Source organism: Oscillibacter acetigenes (assembly GCF_025567605.1).
Lineage (GTDB): Bacteria > Bacillota > Clostridia > Oscillospirales > Oscillospiraceae > Oscillibacter > Oscillibacter welbionis.
In genome coordinates this window covers 47,536-66,255 of sequence record NZ_JAOQKG010000007.1, presented here as the reverse complement: position 1 = coordinate 66,255, position 18,720 = coordinate 47,536, and the positions used below count along the sequence as shown (strand labels likewise).

General features: G+C 57.5%; 14 protein-coding genes and 2 tRNA genes. 8 read left to right on the top strand and 8 right to left on the bottom strand.

Features of this window, described 5'->3' with window-relative positions:
- Positions 1 to 4 precede the first annotated feature (4 nt).
- The 5 genes from OCV80_RS14190 to OCV80_RS14170 form a co-directional block, all read right to left on the bottom strand.
- Positions 5 to 940: a 3-hydroxyacyl-CoA dehydrogenase family protein gene (locus tag OCV80_RS14190; RefSeq protein ID WP_256265024.1), complete on the bottom strand. Its 936-nt coding sequence runs from the start codon at positions 938 to 940 to the stop codon at positions 5 to 7.
- Positions 941 to 2,199: 1,259 nt separating this feature from the next.
- The gene (locus tag OCV80_RS14185) at positions 2,200 to 3,336 is read right to left on the bottom strand and encodes a tyrosine-type recombinase/integrase (RefSeq protein WP_267288499.1); all 1,137 of its coding nucleotides are present in this window, start codon (positions 3,334 to 3,336) and stop codon (positions 2,200 to 2,202) included.
- Positions 3,337 to 3,462: 126 nt separating this feature from the next.
- The gene (locus tag OCV80_RS14180; RefSeq protein WP_256265021.1) at positions 3,463 to 3,774 is read right to left on the bottom strand and encodes a DUF6809 family protein; all 312 of its coding nucleotides are present in this window, start codon (positions 3,772 to 3,774) and stop codon (positions 3,463 to 3,465) included.
- 294 nt (positions 3,775 to 4,068) lie between these two features.
- Positions 4,069 to 4,872, bottom strand: a complete 804-nt coding sequence (locus OCV80_RS14175; protein ID WP_267288498.1) for a transposase — start codon at positions 4,870 to 4,872, stop codon at positions 4,069 to 4,071.
- Entirely contained in the window at positions 4,863 to 5,261 is a 399-nt protein-coding gene (locus OCV80_RS14170; protein WP_256265088.1) for an IS110 family transposase, read from the bottom strand. The genes OCV80_RS14175 and OCV80_RS14170 overlap by 10 nt, the downstream gene beginning before the upstream one ends.
- 486 nt (positions 5,262 to 5,747) lie before the next feature.
- On the opposite strand from OCV80_RS14170, the gene OCV80_RS14165 reads away from it, so the two are divergent.
- From OCV80_RS14165 to OCV80_RS14145, 5 genes are all read left to right on the top strand, one after another.
- Positions 5,748 to 6,155: a hypothetical protein gene (locus tag OCV80_RS14165; RefSeq protein ID WP_267288497.1), complete on the top strand. Its 408-nt coding sequence runs from the start codon at positions 5,748 to 5,750 to the stop codon at positions 6,153 to 6,155.
- Positions 6,155 to 7,960, top strand: a complete 1,806-nt coding sequence (gene mobP3 / locus OCV80_RS14160; RefSeq protein ID WP_267288496.1) for a MobP3 family relaxase — start codon at positions 6,155 to 6,157, stop codon at positions 7,958 to 7,960. The genes OCV80_RS14165 and mobP3 overlap by 1 nt, the downstream gene beginning before the upstream one ends.
- A 196-nt stretch (positions 7,961 to 8,156) precedes the next feature.
- Positions 8,157 to 8,459 carry a DUF6809 family protein gene (locus OCV80_RS14155; protein ID WP_256264923.1) on the top strand — a complete coding sequence of 101 codons (303 nt, stop codon included), beginning with the start codon at positions 8,157 to 8,159 and terminating at the stop codon, positions 8,457 to 8,459.
- Positions 8,460 to 8,462: 3 nt separating this feature from the next.
- The gene (locus OCV80_RS14150) at positions 8,463 to 9,668 is read left to right on the top strand and encodes a tyrosine-type recombinase/integrase (protein ID WP_267288495.1); all 1,206 of its coding nucleotides are present in this window, start codon (positions 8,463 to 8,465) and stop codon (positions 9,666 to 9,668) included.
- Positions 9,626 to 11,035 carry a tyrosine-type recombinase/integrase gene (locus OCV80_RS14145; protein WP_267288494.1) on the top strand — a complete coding sequence of 470 codons (1,410 nt, stop codon included), beginning with the start codon at positions 9,626 to 9,628 and terminating at the stop codon, positions 11,033 to 11,035. The genes OCV80_RS14150 and OCV80_RS14145 overlap by 43 nt, the downstream gene beginning before the upstream one ends.
- Before the next feature lie 203 nt (positions 11,036 to 11,238).
- Here OCV80_RS14145 and OCV80_RS14140 read toward each other — a convergent pair.
- The 3 genes from OCV80_RS14140 to OCV80_RS14130 all read right to left on the bottom strand — a co-directional run bounded on the left by OCV80_RS14140 (position 11,239) and on the right by OCV80_RS14130 (position 13,390).
- Positions 11,239 to 11,314: transfer RNA gene (locus OCV80_RS14140), tRNA-Thr, on the bottom strand.
- Between the two features lie 6 nt (positions 11,315 to 11,320).
- Positions 11,321 to 11,397 (bottom strand) — tRNA-Asp (locus OCV80_RS14135).
- A gap of 988 nt (positions 11,398 to 12,385) precedes the next feature.
- Positions 12,386 to 13,390 (bottom strand): LacI family DNA-binding transcriptional regulator, encoded by a 1,005-nt coding sequence (locus tag OCV80_RS14130; protein WP_025543572.1) that lies wholly within the window; start codon positions 13,388 to 13,390, stop codon positions 12,386 to 12,388.
- A 343-nt stretch (positions 13,391 to 13,733) separates the two neighbouring features.
- Here OCV80_RS14130 and OCV80_RS14125 point away from each other — a divergent pair, with 343 nt between their 5' ends.
- The 3 genes from OCV80_RS14125 to OCV80_RS14115 all read left to right on the top strand — a co-directional run.
- Positions 13,734 to 15,302 carry a sulfatase-like hydrolase/transferase gene (locus OCV80_RS14125; protein ID WP_267288493.1) on the top strand — a complete coding sequence of 523 codons (1,569 nt, stop codon included), beginning with the start codon at positions 13,734 to 13,736 and terminating at the stop codon, positions 15,300 to 15,302.
- A 117-nt stretch (positions 15,303 to 15,419) separates the two neighbouring features.
- Positions 15,420 to 17,129: an ABC transporter ATP-binding protein gene (locus OCV80_RS14120; RefSeq protein ID WP_136891236.1), complete on the top strand. Its 1,710-nt coding sequence runs from the start codon at positions 15,420 to 15,422 to the stop codon at positions 17,127 to 17,129.
- On the top strand, positions 17,126 to 18,720 hold a 1,595-nt coding region (locus tag OCV80_RS14115; RefSeq protein ID WP_267288492.1), incomplete at its 3' end, for an ABC transporter ATP-binding protein. The genes OCV80_RS14120 and OCV80_RS14115, both read left to right, overlap by 4 nt.

Here is an 18,720-nt window from a genome sequence, read left to right as displayed (position 1 = left end):
CTCCTTACTTCTTGAAATACAGGACTTTCGCCAGCTCGATGTACAGCCGGTCCCGCTCCCGGATGGCCTCATCCGCCTTGTCCCCGGAGTAGTCGTAGAAGCCTTGGCCGCTCTTAACGCCCAGCTTCCCAGCCTGTACCATCTCATGGAGCCGCTTGTTGCCCACCTTGCTGTCGTCTAGCTCGGCGTTGAGATAGCTGTTGATGTGGTCGAAGGTGTCCAGACCGCCGAAGTCCGCCACGCCAAAGGGGCCCAGGGCCGCGTACCGCAGTCCCATGCCCGCCTTCAGGACGGTGTCTACGTCCTCAATGCTAGCGGCACCGATGTCCACGATGTGCAGAGCCTCCCGCAGGACGGCGAACTGGATGCGGTTGATGATGAAGCCGTTGATATCAGCCACCACCACCGGCTGCTTGCCCAGACCCTCCACCAGCTTCCGCATCTTCTGGACGTTCTCCGGACTGGTTTGCTCGCCGGCGATGATCTCGCACAAGGGCAGCAGGTGGGGCGGGTTCAGCCAGTGCTGGCCCATGAACCGCTCTGGGTGCTTGCAGGCCTTGGCGATTTCCGTGATCTTCAGACCGGAGGTGTTGGTGGCAAGCAGGGCCTCCGCCGGTGCGATCTCGGAGATCTCCGCGAAGAAGTTCTGCTTGATGTCCATCCGCTCCACGGTGCTCTCCACTACCAGACAGCAGTCCCGGAAGCACTCCTTGTCCAGAGTGAAGGTCATCCGGGCCAGGGCTGCCTTGGACTCCTCGGCAGTGATTAGGCCCTCTTTCACCATCATCTCCTGGTTGATAGAGATCAGGTGCTTGCCTTTTTCCAGCCCCGCCTCATAGATGTCGTAGACGTAAGTATCATAGCCTGCCAGGGCGTATACCTGGGCCAGGGAGGCCCCCATGACGCCGGCGCCTGCCATGACGACTTTGTTTTCCTTCATAGCTTTGTAGCCCTTCCTTTCTCTTCAGTGCTTTTCAAGATTTGCGATACATTTAAACTATAGAAGCGCATAACACGACTAATCTAATTGATAAAACCACACCCCCTCTTCGTTTTCTCTCAATACCCTCCATTAAATGTGCAAATTTATTTTCAAAGCTAAAACTATCCTGAGAAAATTAAGCCTGATTAAAACATTCGCCTGCGCTTGGCTATTTTAAAGTTCGGATTTTTACCAGATTTCTTTATCTGAGCAAATAAATATTATTAGATTAAAAATGCATTTTGTAGATTACTCCTTTTATTAATCCTATTATAGGATAATGGGATTATACATCAAATGCAGAACTCTTGTCAAGCTTGTTATAAAAATGAGCAAAATAGACAATATTTTTTATAAAATTTTTACAACAAATCATTTTAATCTGCATACTGCTAAATCAAAAGGAGACTTTTGTGTCAATAGATAAAAAACATACAAAGCGGAGCACTTTCCGTTATCATTTGTGTGTCTGCATGTTCGCGGAAACTTTAAGCACTAAAAACAGTTGTGTGCTTACTGTTATATGGCACGGGAAAGCCAAGTCCATTGTTGACTGGTCAACTCATAGCAGGATATCCTGACCATTGGTGGAGCGTCGCTTATTTTTGTTGAGACTTGTTGTGCGGTTCGTCTGCTCTTCTTCAAATTAGCCTCTGCATCAAAGGAGATGTGAGCGGCAGACTAAAAAAGCATTGGTTGCCGCTATTGGTAGGTTAAACATTCTACTTACTCCGTTCAAGCAGATGAGAATTCTCACTTTCGTAGGAATTGCTTGCAGGCATTCATAGCAATCACCAGCGAAAGCACTTTGCATGGCACCTTGTTTTGTGCCCTTTTTCCTGCCCCATAACTTGACCCAGGATGATGAAAACTGCTGCGAAACGAAGATGAACAACCTTCGGGTTTTGGGCCATTTTAGGCTCAAAAAGGCCCGGAAAGCACTGCACCACAGCGGATGGAGAAACCGCCGGCAGCTCATAACCCGGAGGTCGTTGGTTCAAGTCCAGCCCCCGCAACCACAAAAACACCGCTTTCCGGCCGAAAAGCGGTGTTTTTTTCTGCTCTTTTGCAACTTTTTGGGACGTCCCCATTTTCTGGACACCGGGGTGACCCAAACCGTGACCCAGACGGGTCAAAAAATCGGCCCGGAGGCGGTGTTTTCGCCTCCGGGCCTTCGTCCTTTTTGGAGAGATTTTTTGCCGTTTACAGCGCGGCTGTTAGGACCTTTTCCATGTTTTTGCCGCCTCCTTCTGGGCCGCCGTGGTGACGTGGGCGTAGGTGTCCAGTGTAAACCCGGCGCTGAAGTGTCCCAGCATTCCGGACACCGTCTTGATATCTACCCCGTTCTGGAGGGCCAGGGTGGCGAAGGTGTGCCGGAGGTCGTGGAACCGGACCCTGGGCAATCCCGCCCGTTTCAGCACCCGGTGGAGCATATGGAGCACGCTGTCCGGGGAGATGGACCCGCCGGTAGGCGAGGGGAATACCCAGTGGCTGCTGCCGACTTTTTTCTTCTGCTGTTTTAGGACAGCTATCGTGTCCTCCGCCAGCGGCAGCGTCCGGTAGGCGTTCTTCGTCTTAAGCGGTGCCTCCACCACTTCGCCGTCGATCCGGGCAATCTGCCGTTTTACCCGGAGGTTACCGTGTTCGAAATCAATGTCCTCCCATTTGAGGCCAAGGAGTTCTCCCCGCCGGAGGCCAGTGGCCAGTTCCACATAGTACATCTCGAATACACTGCTGTCCTTCGCTTCTCTAAGGAAGGAGGTCAGTTGCTCCACTGGGAGAGTTTTCATCTCCCGATGTTCCGGCTTCGGCAGGGCACAGCCTTCGGTGGGATCGGCAGCGATGATTTTCTGCTCCTTCGCCAGTTTCATGGCCGAGGCGATGATCTGGTGGATGTTTCGCACGGTCTTGGGACTGAAGCCCTTTGCCTGGTGCTTACTTTCAACTCTCTCTATTCTTCCGCTGGTCAGCAGCTTCTTGTAGAATTTCTGCAACTCCAGAGAAGTGAGTTTTTCCAGCGGAACCTTCCCGATGTTTGGCTTGATGTGGTTATCAATATATCCCCGGTAGGTCTGGTGGGAGGACGGTCGAACTTTTACCTTTGCGTAGTTTTCAAACCACTCGTCCATCCACGTGCCTACTGTGTATTTCCCTGTCTTGGTCACATCCAGGCTTTTGGTTTCCTCGATGGCCGCTTTCAGCTTGCTCTTCGCCTCTGCCTGGGTCCTGCCCAGAACGTTTTTGTAGATAGGCTTGCCGGTTTCCGAGTCGCGCCCAGCGGTGTAGCGTCCTTCCCACCGGCCATCTTTTCTCTTTCTGATGTTCCCCTCTCCGTTGGCCCGTTTTTTCGTCATGGCATCCGCCTCCTTTTCAACGACACAACATACCACAGAAAAGCGAAATAGCCAGGGCCTACAGCCACAGTTATCAGAAAGTTAAGGGGCTGCCAGCGGCAGCCCTTTTTCTTTGTATATAGCGTATCAAATTTTGGCCTGGGGACACCTCATCTTCGCCCTCTCTGTGGCCCTCTTTTCCTCCTCGTCCTCGAAGCAATACCGTTCCATCTCCCCGGCGATCCCCATGCCCAGCTGAAATCCGGCGATGAAGGAGGTCAGGGAAGTTTCCTCCCGCAGTTCGTTCTCCAGATCCGCCAGTTGCAGCAGGATCTCCTGATCTTGCTGGCCGAACCTCGCTTTGATCTCTCTGTAGGTCTGTTCCAGCTCCGCCCGGACTTTTTGAAGTTCCGGCTCCCGGCAGAACCTTGCGTGCAGGGCTCTCATGTAGTCGTACATTGTGCCGCCTCCTTGTCAGCGACTCAACATACCACGATGATGGCCCAATATCCAGGGGACACGGCATCTATTATCAGAAAAGTAACAACTTGGCCCCTTGTCCGGGCGCCCTATTCTTATTTTCAGTACCGCAATTTCTGAGGGGGATCCCCTGCCGAAACCGTGTGGCAAAGCAGCGGCTATGTGTTTGTCAAGCAAAAAATATACAGGTAAAGTGAATGCTTGCGAGATGAAAAACGGTACAGAAAGCCGGACCCACTTTGAGTGGGCCTGGACAGAGACAATGCCCCTCCGTTACGCCACAACAGGCATAACAGGTATATAGGCCTTGTTGTCCCGCATAATGGCATAGATGACAGCGGTCATCTTTTTTGTTGCATGGCCAATGATGTTCATGTAGCGCAGCCCCTCGGAGGCTTTTTTCTCATAATATGCCTTGAACATGGGATCACGCTGGACCGCGATCATAGAGGCCATCCAAACTGCTCTGCGTAAATAGGGGGAGCCTCGCTTGGACATATGGACATGTGAACCCACAAATTCACCGGATTGGTTTACAGCCGGGTCTACGCCTATATACGCAGCCAGCTTATCCGCGGATGAGAACCGGGAGATGTCACCGATCTCGCTGAGGATCGTGGCCGCCAGGAGCGTACCGACGCCGGGGATCGTGGTGAGTGTAGTGTCAAACTGCAGAAGCAGTTCATTGATTTGCCTTTCCAGTGAACTGCAAGTTTCCAGCAGAGTATGGATCTGTTCCAAGAACAGCTGGATCAGAGTGGAGTAGACACCCTCATAATCCGCAACACCAAAGCTGCCGTGAGCCAGTTCTTTGATTTCGCGAGCCTTCCACTCTCCAAACCGCCCATTGCTGCTCTTTTGGAGTACTTCGGTCAGCTTTCCAAACTGGGCCCTGGACAACTTATCCGGCGTGGGATATTTCGCCAGCACAGCCAGGGATGTCTTGCAAAAGACGGAATCAAACAGTGTTTCATACTCTGGAAAGACACGGTCCAGGATCGCAACGGCCTTCCGTTTCAGATCGCTGGCCATGTCCATCAGGTAAGCGCGGTTGCGGCACAGTTCCTTCAGTGCCAACAGTTTTTCTTTTCTTGTGGAACATCGCTGGCTGCGTAGCGGCCAAAGCGGACGACCTCCGCAATAACCAAAGAGTCCTTTGCATCAGTTTTTGATTTGCGGAGAAACATCTCCCGCATGGTGTGTGTCTGGATGGGGTTCAGTATAACGACCTGATGACCATCTTTCTTGAGACGAGTGTACAGGGCCAACCAATAGTGAGCGGTAGACTCCATAGCAAAGATGAACTGTCTCTTGAGGTTGGTCAGTTTCCCAAGCCGCTCCATCATGCGGTTGTATCCGGTGCAGGTATTGGAAATGCGAAACCCTTTGCACACCACCTGCCCCGCTGAGGTAATGACCGTGACCTCGTGATTCCGCTTAGCTACATCGATCCCGACGATAAACATACCACCACATCCTCAAGTCATAGTGACAGGCAGTCCTCATGTTTCTTACAAGTCATACCCTGCTTCGATATCGGCGGAGGACAAGTGTTCCCGCATCCGGCTCATAAATGAAATCTTGTAAGAGCGAGGCCGCATGCTGCTTAAAGCGGATATACCGCAAGGAGAAAAGAAGCGGTCCTCTGCCTGCACGAGGCGATTATATCATCACCCAACCGGGTGTTGATACCAAGGTTTAGCATGCAGAATTTCTGCATAGATACACAGCTTTTGACCACAGCCAAAGTATAGCAGGAGAAAGCCCTGGCGCTTTTGTGGCGTCCGGACGGTCACTTCCGCCCGCAGTGCGGGCGGTTTCCGGGGACGGGGGCTGACGCTTTTCCGGGTCGCCAAAACTGCGATTGACGCTGTTTTCGGAAAAACCGGCGAATATCCCCGCCGTTGAGGGATACTCGCTGACGCTACGATAGAGTTTGGAGGGATTTGACAATGGATGAAAATAGACACAGACACACCGTTTGGATAGATGACGATGTGTGGGATCAGGTAGAGTCACACTACCAGAAGGACAACTGTGCGAAAAGAAACGAATTTATCGCGAAGGCCATTCGGTTCTACTCCGGCTACCTGGACACCGAGCACGCCGACGAATACCTGCCCCGGGTCCTGGCCGACGTGCTGGAAGGCAAGCTTGGTGCCCTGGGAAACCGGATGGGACACCTGCTGTTCAAGCTGGCGGTGGACCAAAATCTCATGGGGAATATTCTGGCCGCCGACATAGAGATCGACCCGGATCAGCTGCGGAAAGCTCGCGTCCGCTGTGTCAAAGAGGTAAAGGAGACCAACGGTGAGATCAGCTTCGAAGACACGGTCCGTTACCAAAAGGGGGCCGAGTAATGCCGGGACTAATCCAGAAGTCGGGCTACATCAAGCCGGGAAACGGCGGCAGTCACTACGCCGAGTACATCGCCACACGGGAGGGTGTGGAGCTGATCGAGGCTCCATCCCCCTCCCACGACGGCGGCGGCTACCTGGAATATATGGCGGAGCGCCCCCGCTCCCACGGTCTGTTCTCTGCCGACGGTCCCGCCGATCTGGAGAAAACCACGGAGGAGATCAACGGGCACACCGGGCCGGTGTGGACCTTCGTCTACTCCCTGAAACGGGAGGACGCACACCGGCTGGGCTACGAAACCAGTGAGAGCTGGCGGAAGTTATTGCTGGCCCATCAGACGGAACTGGCCCAGGCCATGAAAATTCCTCCGAACAATTTCCGATGGTGCGCCGCCTTTCACAATGAAAAGCACCACCCCCACATCCACATGATGGTCTGGTCGGCGGACCCCAAGCAGGGTTTTCTAACAGAAAAGGGTATCGAGAAGATGCGCTCCCAGCTGTCCAATGAGCTCTTCCGGGACGAGCTGCTGTCTCTCTATCAGAAGAAAGATATGTCCTATCAGCAGGTGAGGGATGCGGCGATGGAGGCCATGGGGCGGCTCATTCGGGAGATGGAGACAGGTCTGTGCCATAGCCCGGTCATTGCGGAGCAGATGGAAACCCTGTCTAAAATGCTGGAGGACCACAAGGGCAAAAAGGTCTACGGCTACCTGAAAAAGCCGGTAAAGACGCAGGTAGACGCCATCGTGGATGAACTGGCCAAGGTCCCGGAGGTGGCTGAGTGCTACGAACAGTGGAACCGGCTCCGGGACGAACTGGAGCATTACTACAAAGACTCCCCCAGAGAGCACCTGCCCCTCTCCCAGCAGAAGGAGTTCAAAGCCATCAAAAACATGGTCATCCGGGAGGCGGAGCGGCTCCGGCTTGGTACGTTTACCTTCGAGGATGCCCGTATGCGGGACGAGGTAGATGAGGATCAGGATGCGGTATACTCCGCCTGGGATTCCAACTGGCAGATGGCTGAGGCCTACCAGAGCGCCAAGCAAGTGCTGGAGGAGTATGAAAATCCAGAGGAGGAAAAAGCGGAGCAGGTGCAGGTGCTGGAGCAGCTCTGGCAGAGAGGTTTCTCCCTGGCCGCCTACCAGCTGGGCAAGTGCTGGCGGGATGGTCGGGGCTTCCTTCCCGACGACCAGCAGGCGGAACTGTGGTTTCGGCGGGCGGCGGAGGCGGGATATAACTTCGCCCAATACGCGCTGGGGAAGCTCCTGCAAAGCCAAAAGAGAATGGATGAGGCGGTATCCTGGTATGGAAAAGCGGCGGCCCAGGGGAACTCCTGGGCCGCCTACCGCCTGGGAAAGCTATATCTGGAGGGGAAAGCTGTCCCGAAGGACGTGCCAAAAGCTGTGGCCTATCTCACCGACTCCGCCGAACACGGGAACCAGTATGCCCAGTATGTTCTTGGGAAACTATACCTCGCCGGGCAGGACGTCAAGCAGGACCGGGAGCAGGCCTGGGCGTATTTCTATGAATCGGCGGAACAGGGAAACGAGTACGCCGCCTTCTTTCTGGAACACTTCGACCAGGTGGGCAGGCTCAATGTGTTCCTGTCGGCCACCCGGCTGCTCCACCATCTGGGCCAGATCTTCCGGGAGAACTCGGTGCCGCCTGCCGCTCCGATGGGACAGCGGGTGGACCGAAAGCTGCGGCGGAAGATCCAGGAAAAGAAGATCGCCATGGGCCACAAGCCGGATGACCATGAGGAAACTCCTCAGCAAAACATGGGCGGCATGACTATGGGGTGGTAGGTATATCAGAAACTGCGCCGCAAAACAAAGAGAAAAGCCCTTCCCATGGAGCAAAAGATCCGCACGGGGAATGAGATGCTGTTAACAATGATACAGGAAAAATCAAATGATAACTTTTTCTGAATTCTACGCTGTGCCACTGGATAGTTTTCTCTTTCTGCGCTATGTTGTGTTGCTGACAAAGGAGGCGGCGCATATGCGAGATATGTTGGAAAACCTATACTTTGGAAACATCACCCCCAACGATCAGAATGTCAGATCTGGGACTGCCCTGAAAAAGGCCATGGAACAGTCGGCAGAGTGCGAGGAAAAGCTCACCGCCCTGCTGGAGGACAAGGAAAAAACATTGCTGCTCCGGCTCATCAATGCGGAGAATGAGATCGGCAGCACCATGGCCCTGGAGAACTTCATCCTGGGTTTCCGGCTGGGAGTACGCATGATCCTGGAGTCCCTGGACGGGGACGACGGCAGCTTAATCGACCAAAATAAGGAGGAATAGCCTATGGCAAAACGCAGGCCGTCCGGTGACGGCATGGTGCGCAAACGGGAGGATGGCCGCTGGGAGGGCCGCATCGTAGTGGGCCACAAGGAAAACGGTGACTCTATCTTCCGATACATCTACGCAGATAACCAAAAGGAACTGACCGCTAAACTCCGGCAGAACATCGATGCCTATCAGGGAGTGGACCTGACGGAGGAAAGCAGAATGACGCTGTCAGAGTGGCTGGACCGGTGGCTGGAGCAGATGTCACTCACCCTACGGCCCGACACCCTGAAACGGTACCGGGGCGACATGGACCGCCATGTCAAGCCCTACCTGGGGCACAAAAAACTCACCCAGATCACGGCAGAGGATCTAAGAGAACTTTACCACACGCTCCAGGAGCGTGGCCGGATCAGCCCTCGCCCCGGCCAAGGCCCCGGCCTCTCTCCCGCCACCGTCCGCGGTATCCACGCCGCCCTCCACCAGGCCCTCCAAGCGGCGGCAGACCAGTGCCTGATACCCAACAACCCTGCCAAACAGGTGGACCCGCCTAAAATCACCCACAAGCCCATGAAAATTCTAAACGAGGAACAGATGGACACTTTCCTGGCGGCAGTGGATGGCAATGAAATCTGGCGAGATTTCTTCTACACGGAGCTGACCACCGGCCTGCGGCTGGGTGAAATTTGCGGTCTGATGTGGAGCGACTTCGATGGGCGGAAGGGCATCCTCAGCGTCACCCGCACGCTGCGCAAAGAAAAAGGCGGGCGGTTGGTGGTCGGGGACACCAAGACCTATGCCGGGACTCGGAAGATCCTCCTGCCGTCCAGCACAGCGAAGCGGCTGATCGGGCGCAAAAAGCACTCCTGCTCCCCCTGGATTTTCCACAATCCCCTTCGCCCAGAGACTCCGCTGAATCCCGGCGCCGCATACCATCAGTTGAAGAAAACTCTGAAGGAGGCGGGGCTCCCCGACATCCGCTTCCACGATCTCAGGCACACCTTCGCCACCCAGGCCCTGGCCTCCGGGGTGGACGCCAAGACCCTGGCCGGCATCCTGGGCCACACCAAGGCCAGCTTTACCCTGGACACCTACACCCATACCACGGGGGATATGCAGAAACGGGCGGCAGAGATCGTGGGCGGCTTCCTGACCGACTACTTGGGAGAGGAGATGGCCCCATGGCAAAGCGCAGAAAACGCGGGGACGGCAGCATCCACCTGAGAAAGGACGGCCGCTGGGAGGGCCGCATCGTGGTGGGCCGGGACGCAAAGGGCCTGCCCGTCACCAAGAATGTCCTCGCCAAAACCAAGGCCGAGTGTGTGGCGAAGCTGGAAAAGCTGCGGGAGGATGTCAGAGCCCCCGCCCCCGAGCCGCCCCAGCCTGGGGTCACCCTGGGCGGCTGGCTGGATCACTGGTACCAGACCTATAAAAAGGCAAACCTCCGCCCCAATACCCAGATGTCCTATGAGCGGCGCATCTATCAGCACATTATACCCGCATTAGGTGGAATCCAACTGGACAAGCTGACCACTGGGGACATCCAGCAGTTCTATACCCATCTTAAGCAGAACGGCAGACTGCTGCGCAAGGAGCTCTATGGAGAGGGGCTCTCAGACCAGACCGTCCGTGGCATCCACACCACCCTCCACGCAGCCCTGGACAAGGCGGTAGAAGAAAAGCTGGTCTTCCGCAATCCGGCGGACAGCTGCAAGCTCCCACCTGCTAAATCCAGAGAGATGAAAGTGCTTGCTCCAGAGGAGATCCAGCGGCTACTAATCCAGGCCAGGGAGGACGGCTGCTACGAGCTTCTGCTGCTGGAACTGGCCACCGGCCTGCGCCGGGGCGAGATTTTAGCACTCCAATGGGGTGACCTAAATTTCAGAACTGGTGCCCTTCGGGTAGAGCGTCAAGTTCATCGGGTAAAGGGAGAGCTGGTTGTATCCCCACCTAAAACCAAAGCCGGCAACCGGACGGTCCTTCTCCCTGCCCCTGTCTTGAAGGTCTTAAAAACCTACCAGAAAACCATCCGCTCCCGCTGGATGTTCCCCTCCCCTGTCAAGGAGGATTCTCCCATGGACCCAGCTGCTGTCCGGAAGCGGCTCCAGACGGTGCTGGAGCGGGCGGAGTGTAAGCGTCTGAGGTTTCACGATCTGCGGCACACCTTCGCCACCGCTTCCTTGGAGCACGGCATGGACATCAAGACCCTGAGCACTATCATCGGCCACGTGTCCAGCGCCACCACCCTCAACACCTACACACACGTTACCGATGCCATGCGACAGAACGCAGCGGACAAGATCGACCGGGGGATCGGGAGAGCCGAACCGAAACCCAGACAAGAGCCCGTGCCCCAGAAACCCGTCCCCAGCGCCTTCCAAGCCCACAAGGGACAGCGGCGCAAACCGGGCACCGGATGTGTCAACCGAATCAATGACCACCTGTGGGAGGGCCGTTACTCCCCCATCGTCAACGGCAAGCGCATGGCCCGGAACGTCTATGCCAAAACGGAGGCGGAATGTGAGGGAAAATTGGCCATACTAATTCGGGAGATGAAGGCGGAGATCGCCGCCGGGAAAAACCGGATGTAACCGGAAAATATAGCAGGTTGACCAGGCGATACTGACGTATTGCACAAACGGGCCTCCGAAGGCAAAATGCCCTTGGAGGCCCGTCTTTTCTCTGTCTGTGGCTTGTTGTGTGGTCAAACTCAAAAGCGGAAATTTGAACTCCCAAAAATTGTTACAAATATCAAAGGAAAAGACCGCTTTTCGGGTAAAAAGCGGTCTTTTCCTGGAGCTGCTGGGCGGATTCGAACCGCCGACCTCATCCTTACCAAGGATGCGCTCTACCTACTGAGCTACAGCAGCATAAAATGGCGACCCGGAACGGGCTCGAACCGTCGACCTCTAGCGTGACAGGCTAGCGTTCTAACCAACTGAACTACCGGGCCATTTTGTAGGCTCGTCCTATTATAAGCAAATACATCCTGCCTTCTAAAGATTCCAATGGCAGGAGCAGAAGAATTCGAACCCTCGGCATGCGGTTTTGGGATGGCTACAAAGAGCAACGTTCCTCTACTGCCCCAAACACTTACCAATCCATAGCAGTTCGCTCTTCACAATTCTGACGTTTTCTTGATGCTGTCATCCTTTGGGACAACGCATCCGCCGCACAGAACAATAAGGATTATACTTTACGCCGCAGCTTTTGTCAATCCTTTTTTTGATTTTTGAGACATTTTTTTAATGTCTCCATTATCCAGCAGACAGACAGCTGCCTTGAGGCACCTTTGCAGCAGGTGTGTTTTGTCGCTTCACAATTCTACTGATTTTGGAGTCCCAAGGGAAGCTGTGTTTTCGCCGTTTCCCTTTTTCTTTTGCCAACAAAAATTTTACACTAACCAGACCAAATCTCTGAAATTTCCAGCGCCAAGGATGACCGTAGCGCACAGACATGGAAAAAGCCGCCCCTCAAAAACCAAGGCGCATAAAACAATGGAAAGCCCTTTCCTCGGGGAACTTCAAACCTATGAGAAAGAGCCATACTGGCGCCCTCGATGGATGCCTCCTTCCGGAGATGGCCGATAGCCTGCTGATCTGCATGGAAAGTATGGTGAACCAAGGCCAGCGTCTACAAAGAGGCCACCTGGGTCAAGAAGCTGAAAAACACGCTGAATATCCAGTTCCACCAGTCCATTGCAGAGCACTTCTCCTGGGCTGGTCTGGAAAATTCTGAAATACCGGGAGAGCTACAGCCATATGAATCACGCTTTGGACAAGAGGGATGCCACCAGCGCGGATATCCTGCTAGATATTATTGTGAAGCTCTGGAGTTGCTGCAGTCCATTTTCTTTTCACCCGCACCTCGGCCGCAAGAGAAAACACCGCCAGGAACGGTGTTTTTTCTGTCACTCTTCAAATTGAAAAAACGCTCTGCCATCATGTCAGAGAACGGCAGGTCCCCCGCTGGACCAGGCTGGGCATCAAAATCTGGTGCACATAACCCTGGGTCCCCTTTTCGATCTTGTCCAGCAGCATATCCACCGCCTGGACGGCCATTTCCTTTTTCGGCTGCTCAATGGTGGTAAGGTCGATGCGCGGCAGCGCAGTGGAGGGGATGTTGTCAAATCCGATGAGGGACAGATCCCCCGGGATGCGGATATGGAGCTCGTCAGCCGCCTTCAGGATGCCCAGTGCGTTGGAGTCCGTAGAGGCAAAGATCGCTGTATAGTCGATGGGCTTTGCAAACAGCTCCTTGACCATCTGATATCCATTCTCGATGGAGGACCGGGCAAAGTCGCTGTGATGGAGCCTGGGTTCCAGCCCGAATTGCCGGCAGGCCCGCAGATAGCCCTCCGCCCGGAGCTGATGGGTAGTGGAGTTCCGGCAACCGAAGTACAGGATCTCCCGGTGTCCCAGTCCGTAGAGATACTCCACCCCCAGATAGGCGCCTCGGCTGTTGTCCACAGATACGTAGCTCTGGGGCTGATCCCGCAGATTCTCGCTGAGAAACACCGCAGGGATCTGCTCCAGCAGCGGGGCGATCTTCTCATAGGTGGCCGGGGACTGGGGGACGATCAAAATCCCGTCCACCCGGCGGCCCAGCAGCAGTTTGACCACCATCTCCTCCTGTTTCAAATCCGGCTCTGAGTTGCACAGCATAATGTTGTAGCCCCTGGCCCGGGCGCTCATCTCCACATAATAGGCCAGCTGGGACATGAACTCATTTTCAATGGCCGGCACCACCAGTCCCAGCAGATACGTCTTTTTCATCACCATGGAGCGGGCCACGTAGTTCCCCGTGTACCCCATCTCGTCGCACAGGCGGACAATCCGCTCCCGCGTGCTCTTTCCGATCTGGTTACTCCCCGACAGAGCCCGGGATACCGTTGCATAAGAGACACCGGCGGCCTTGGCCACATCCTTCAGTGTCACGTTCTTCATGATCTCTGTCCTTTCCATCGGTCCATGCCTGAGCCGGTTCCATTGCGTAAACGTTTTCATTTTGACGCCGTTAAAATCAAACAAATCGTCAATTTCACTTTTCTTATTGAACAGCATATAGAATTATATCAAACTTGTCAATATCTCCGAAAAAATTATCATTATAGTGATTTCTCCAAATCTGCCGAAGATTCTTTGGCGGGCGCCGACTTGACAAATGACAGACGGATATCCTAAAATAAAATCAAGAAAACCGCAAACGTTTACATTCTTCAGCTGTCCGTTTACAGAAGCTCTCCTGCCCACTGTGAATGGCGGCCTGAAACATAGGGGAGGTCTTTTGATGTCTGTATCCAATCACGGCGGTGCCCAGCTGGCAGAGGCCGTCCGGCATGCCTATGCCGCAGGGCAGGACGACTATCATCTGGAGCCCATGGTGCTGACTGAGCGCGGCGTTCCCGTCGGCCGCATCCGGGATCACGACGCGGTGGTGTTCTGCTGCCGCCGGGGTGAGCGGGAGATCGAGCTGACGGAACTGTTCACGGCGGACGACTTCCGGGCCGTGGAGCGCCGGAAGCTGAAGGATCTGTACTTCGCTATCCTGACACTGTATCACGACAAGTTCAAGCATCTGCCCGTCGCCTTTGCGCCGGAACACGTGGTAAAACCTTTGGCCCAGGTCCTCTCCGAGGCCGGAAAAACCCAGTTCCACTGCGCGGAGTCCGAGAAGTTCGCCCATGTGACCTTTTTCTTCAACGGCGGGGAAAACACCTCCTTCCCCGGTGAAGAGGATGTGTGCGTCCCCTCTCCCAAAGGCATCGACTTTGACCAGAAGCCGGAGCTCTCCCTGCCGGAGGTGGCCCGGACTGTGGCGGGCGCCCTGGGGAAATACGACTTCATCGTCACCAACTTCGCCAACGGTGATGTCATCGGCCACACCCAGAACACCGCCGCCAAGCTGGATGCCTGCGGTTACGTCAGCCGGGCCCTGGAGCAGGTGGTGGATGCTGCCCTGGCCCAGGACTACGTGGTGGCCATCACTGCGGACCACGGCAATATCGAAAAGCTGTACACCGTTGCCGGGAAGCCGGACGGCTCCCACACCACCAATCTGGTGCCCTTTATTCTGATAGACTCCCGTCAGGAGGACCCCATCTCCCTGCGGGACGGTGCCCTCTGCGACGTGGCTCCCACAATATTAGACGTCATGGGCCTTCCTCAGCCCCTGGAGATGACCGGCCGCTCCCTGGCGGAGGGACACGCCTGGAGCCGGGGGCGGAGGATGCTCCTCATCATCTGCGACGGCTGGGGCCTGGGCGCCGGCGATGAGGGCGACGCCATCCACCTGGCCCACACCCCCTACTGGGACGCCCTTTTGGAAAATCGCTCCTGGTGCCGCCTGCAGGCCTCCCGTGAATTTGTGGGCCTGGGGGCCGGCAAGGCCGGCAACTCCGAGGCCGGACACTCCAATCTGGGGGCCGGCCGGTGCGTCATGCAGGACGACGTGCGGCTGGACGCGGCGGTGCAGGACGGCTCCTTCGCCCGCAATCCGGTCTTTCTGGAGGCCATCGAGCATGCCAGACGGAACCATGCCTCCCTGCATCTGCTGGCCTACCTCACCCATAAGTCCTCCCACGGGTGCATCGACTATCCCCTGGCCATCTGTGAGATGGCCAAGAAGCAGGGCCTGGAGGAGGTCTACTTCCACATCATCTTCGACGGCCGCTCCACCGAACCCGGCTCCGCCCCCGCGCTGCTGGCGGAGCTGGACAGCCGCCTGGACCAGATCGGGCTGGGGCGGATCGTGGACGGCGTTGGCCGGGGCGTGGTCCTGGACCGGGACAAGAATTACGACAAGGTAAAGCGGGCATACGATGCCCTGACAGACGGCCTGGGCGCCTGGTATTCATGAGCGCCGACGCTCGGCCCGCGCGGGATGCGCTCCTCATTCCGCGCGGGCCCTGTATTTGTGATACAGCCGCCAAGGGCGTGCTGCGAGATTGTCTGCACATTGGAAAAGAGGTGCGCTATGAAAACCGTGTTGGGCTATCTGCGCCCCCATGCCGGGCGGGTCGCCGCCGGTGCCGCCATCAAATTCACCGCAGCGGTCCTGGAGCTGATCCTCCCCCTCCTGCTGGCAGAAGTCATCGACGAGCTGGTGCCCGCCGGCGACACTGCCGCCATCTGGCGGACCGGCGGCTGGATGTCGCTGCTGGCTCTTGGGGCGGTGGGCTGCAATATTACCGCCAACCGGATGGCCGCCTGGGTCTCCATGGAGATGACCCGGGTACTGCGCCAGGATCTCTACCGCCGGATCCAGGGACTCTCCTGCACCCAGGCAGACCAATTCTCACCCTCCTCCCTGGTGTCCCGCCTCACCAATGACACCTACAATGTCCACCAGATGTTTGACAAGGTCCAGCGGGGCGGCATCCGGGCCCCCATGCTGGTGTTGGGCGGATTGATACTGACCTTTCTGCTGGAGCCCTCTCTGGCGCTGGTGCAGCTGGCGGTGAGCCTTCTCACCTTTCTCACCATTACGCTGGTGACCCGGCGGGGGATCCCCCACTACACCAGAGCTCAGGCGGCTGTGGACACGGTGGTGCGCATCCTACGGGAGAACGCCGCCGGGGTGCGGGTGGTAAAGGCCCTCGCCTGTCAGGTCAGGGAGCGGGATCGCTTTGACACAGCCAACCAGGCCCAGCGGCAGGCAGAGGCGCAGGCCGGGCAGGTCATGGCGCTGGCAAACCCCATAACCGATCTGCTGCTGAACGCCGGGCTCATCCTGGTAGTCCTGGTGGGGGCCCTGCGGGTCAACGCGGGACTGATGCCCCCGGGGCAGATCGTCGCCTTTATGACCTACTTCACTCTGATCCAAAGCGCCACACTGGGGCTTTCCAAGGTGTTCGTGAAGGTCAGCAAGGGCGCCGCATCCGCCCGCCGGATCCAGGAGGTCCTGCTGGCCCCGGAGCAGCAGCGGCAAACAGCTCCCCTGCCTGCTGGCGGCGGTTTTCTGGGCATGGACCGCGTCACATTCTCCTATCAGGGTGCCAAGCCGGATGTGGAGGAGGCGTCCTTCCTCCTGCGCCAAGGCGGGATGCTGGGAATCCTGGGGCCCACCGGCAGCGGCAAGAGCACACTGACCGCCCTGCTGCTGCGGCTGTATGACGCAGACCGGGGCGTGGTCTGGGTGGGCGGCATGGATGTAAAAGCCCAGGATCGCCGGGCACTCCAGAGCCGCTTCGGCGTGGTCTTTCAAAGCGACGACCTGATCCGCGGCACCGTCTATGAAAACATCTCCTTCCTGCGAAATCTCCCACGGCCAGCGGTGGGAGCCGCCGCCCGGACGGCCCAGGCGTGGCCCTTTATCTCCCAGCTGCCTCAGGGTCTGGACACCCCGCTGGACCTGGGCGGCGCCAACCTCTCCGGCGGCCAGCGCCAGCGGCTGCTGATCGCCCGGGCCCTGGCGGACCGGCCGGAGATCCTGATACTGGACAATGCCGACAGCGCCCTGGATTACTCCACAGCCGCCGCGCTGCGGCAGGCGCTGCGGCGGGATTTCCCCTGCACTACCCTGGTGATAATCTCCGAGCGGGTGTCCGCCGTGCGTGAAGCGGACTGCATTCTGGTCCTGGAAAACGGCCGCATCGACGCCCAGGGCTGCCATGACGCGCTGATGGCCTCCTGCCGGCGCTATCAGCGCATGGCCAAGCTCCAGATGGGAGGTGATGTCGGATGAAACGACATCTGTTTCGCCGGATGGGCCGGTTCCTGCGGCCCCAGGCGCCGTCCCTAGCAGGGGCTGCGGCGCTGGCCGCTCTGTCCGGTCTGCTGGCGCTGCTGGTGCCTCTCGTGGCGGGCTGGGCGGTGGAGGCCATCGGGACTGGGCCGGGGGCTGCGGACCTGACCGCGGTGCTGCGGTACTGTGCCGCAGGTCTCGGAGCCGCTGTCCTGTCCGCTGTTTGCAGCTACGGCGCCTCCGCCGCCCTGGTGCGGGTGGGGCAGACCGTATCCTACACATTGCGGAAGGCAGCTTTTCAGCAAATCACTCAGCTACCGGTCCGGTATTTTGACACCCACCCGGCGGGGGATCTGATCAGCCGGGTCTGCTATGATGTGGACACGGTCAACGCCGCCCTGTCCACTGATCTGCTCCAGATCGGCACCAGCCTGCTGACGGTCATTGGCTCCTTTGTGATGCTGCTGATGCTCTCCCCCCTGCTCTCCGGCGTGTTTTTCCTGACCGTGCCGCTCTCCGTCCTGCTGACGCGGCTCCAGATGAAGCATATCCATCCCCTGTTCCGCCGCCGCTCCCAGGAGCTGGGGGCCTTGAATAGCTTTGCGGAGGAGCGGGTCAGCTGCCAGCGGGCCATTCGGGTCTACGGCGTCGAGGCGGCAGATCTTCGGCAGTTCGCCGAGAAAAACGACGCCGCCTCCGAGACGTACTACAAGGCCGACTGCGCCAGCACGGCCCTGGGGCCCTCCGTCAACTTCATCAACAACCTCTCCCTGGCGGCGGTCAGTGTCTTTGGTGCCCTGCTGTACTTAGGCGGCGGACTGTCCCTGGGGGCGCTGTCCTCCTTTGTGCTGTACTCCCGCAAATTCTCCGGTCCTATCCGGGAGACGGCGGAACTCCTCAGCGACCTGCAGGCCTCCGTGGCCGCGGCGGAGCGGGTTCTGGATCTGCTGGACCAGCCGGCAGAGGATGGCGACTTGCCGGGCGCCCGGGAGCCATGCAAGCTCTCCGGCGCCATCTCCTTCCGCCATGTGGACTTCGGCTATGACCCCGCCCACCCGGTGCTGCGGGACTTCAGCGCGGACATCCCCGCCGGCAGCATGGTGGCCGTGGTGGGGCCCACCGGGGCCGGCAAGACCACCCTGGTCTCCCTCCTGCTGCGATTCTATACACCCCAGAGCGGCACGATCACCATTGACGGACTGCCCCTCCAGCAGTACACCCGGGACGGCCTCCGGCGTCGCTTGGCCATCGTCTTGCAGGACGGCTGGCTGTGCGGCGGCACCATCGCGGAAAACATCGCCTACGGCGTGCCGGGCGCTACCCGCGCCCAGATCGAGGCCGCCGCCAAGGCAGCCTGTATCCATTCCTTTCTCTCCTCCCTGCCGGATGGATATGATACCGCACTCACTGACAGCGGCGCCGGCCTCTCCAAGGGCCAGCGGCAGCTGCTGGCCCTTGCCCGCTGCTTCCTCTCCAATGCGGACATCGTGATCTTGGACGAGGCCACCTCGGACGTGGACCCGGAGACCGAGGAGCAGATCAGCGCCGCCCTGGAGCGGCTGCGGAGGGGGCGCACCTGTTTCCTCATCGC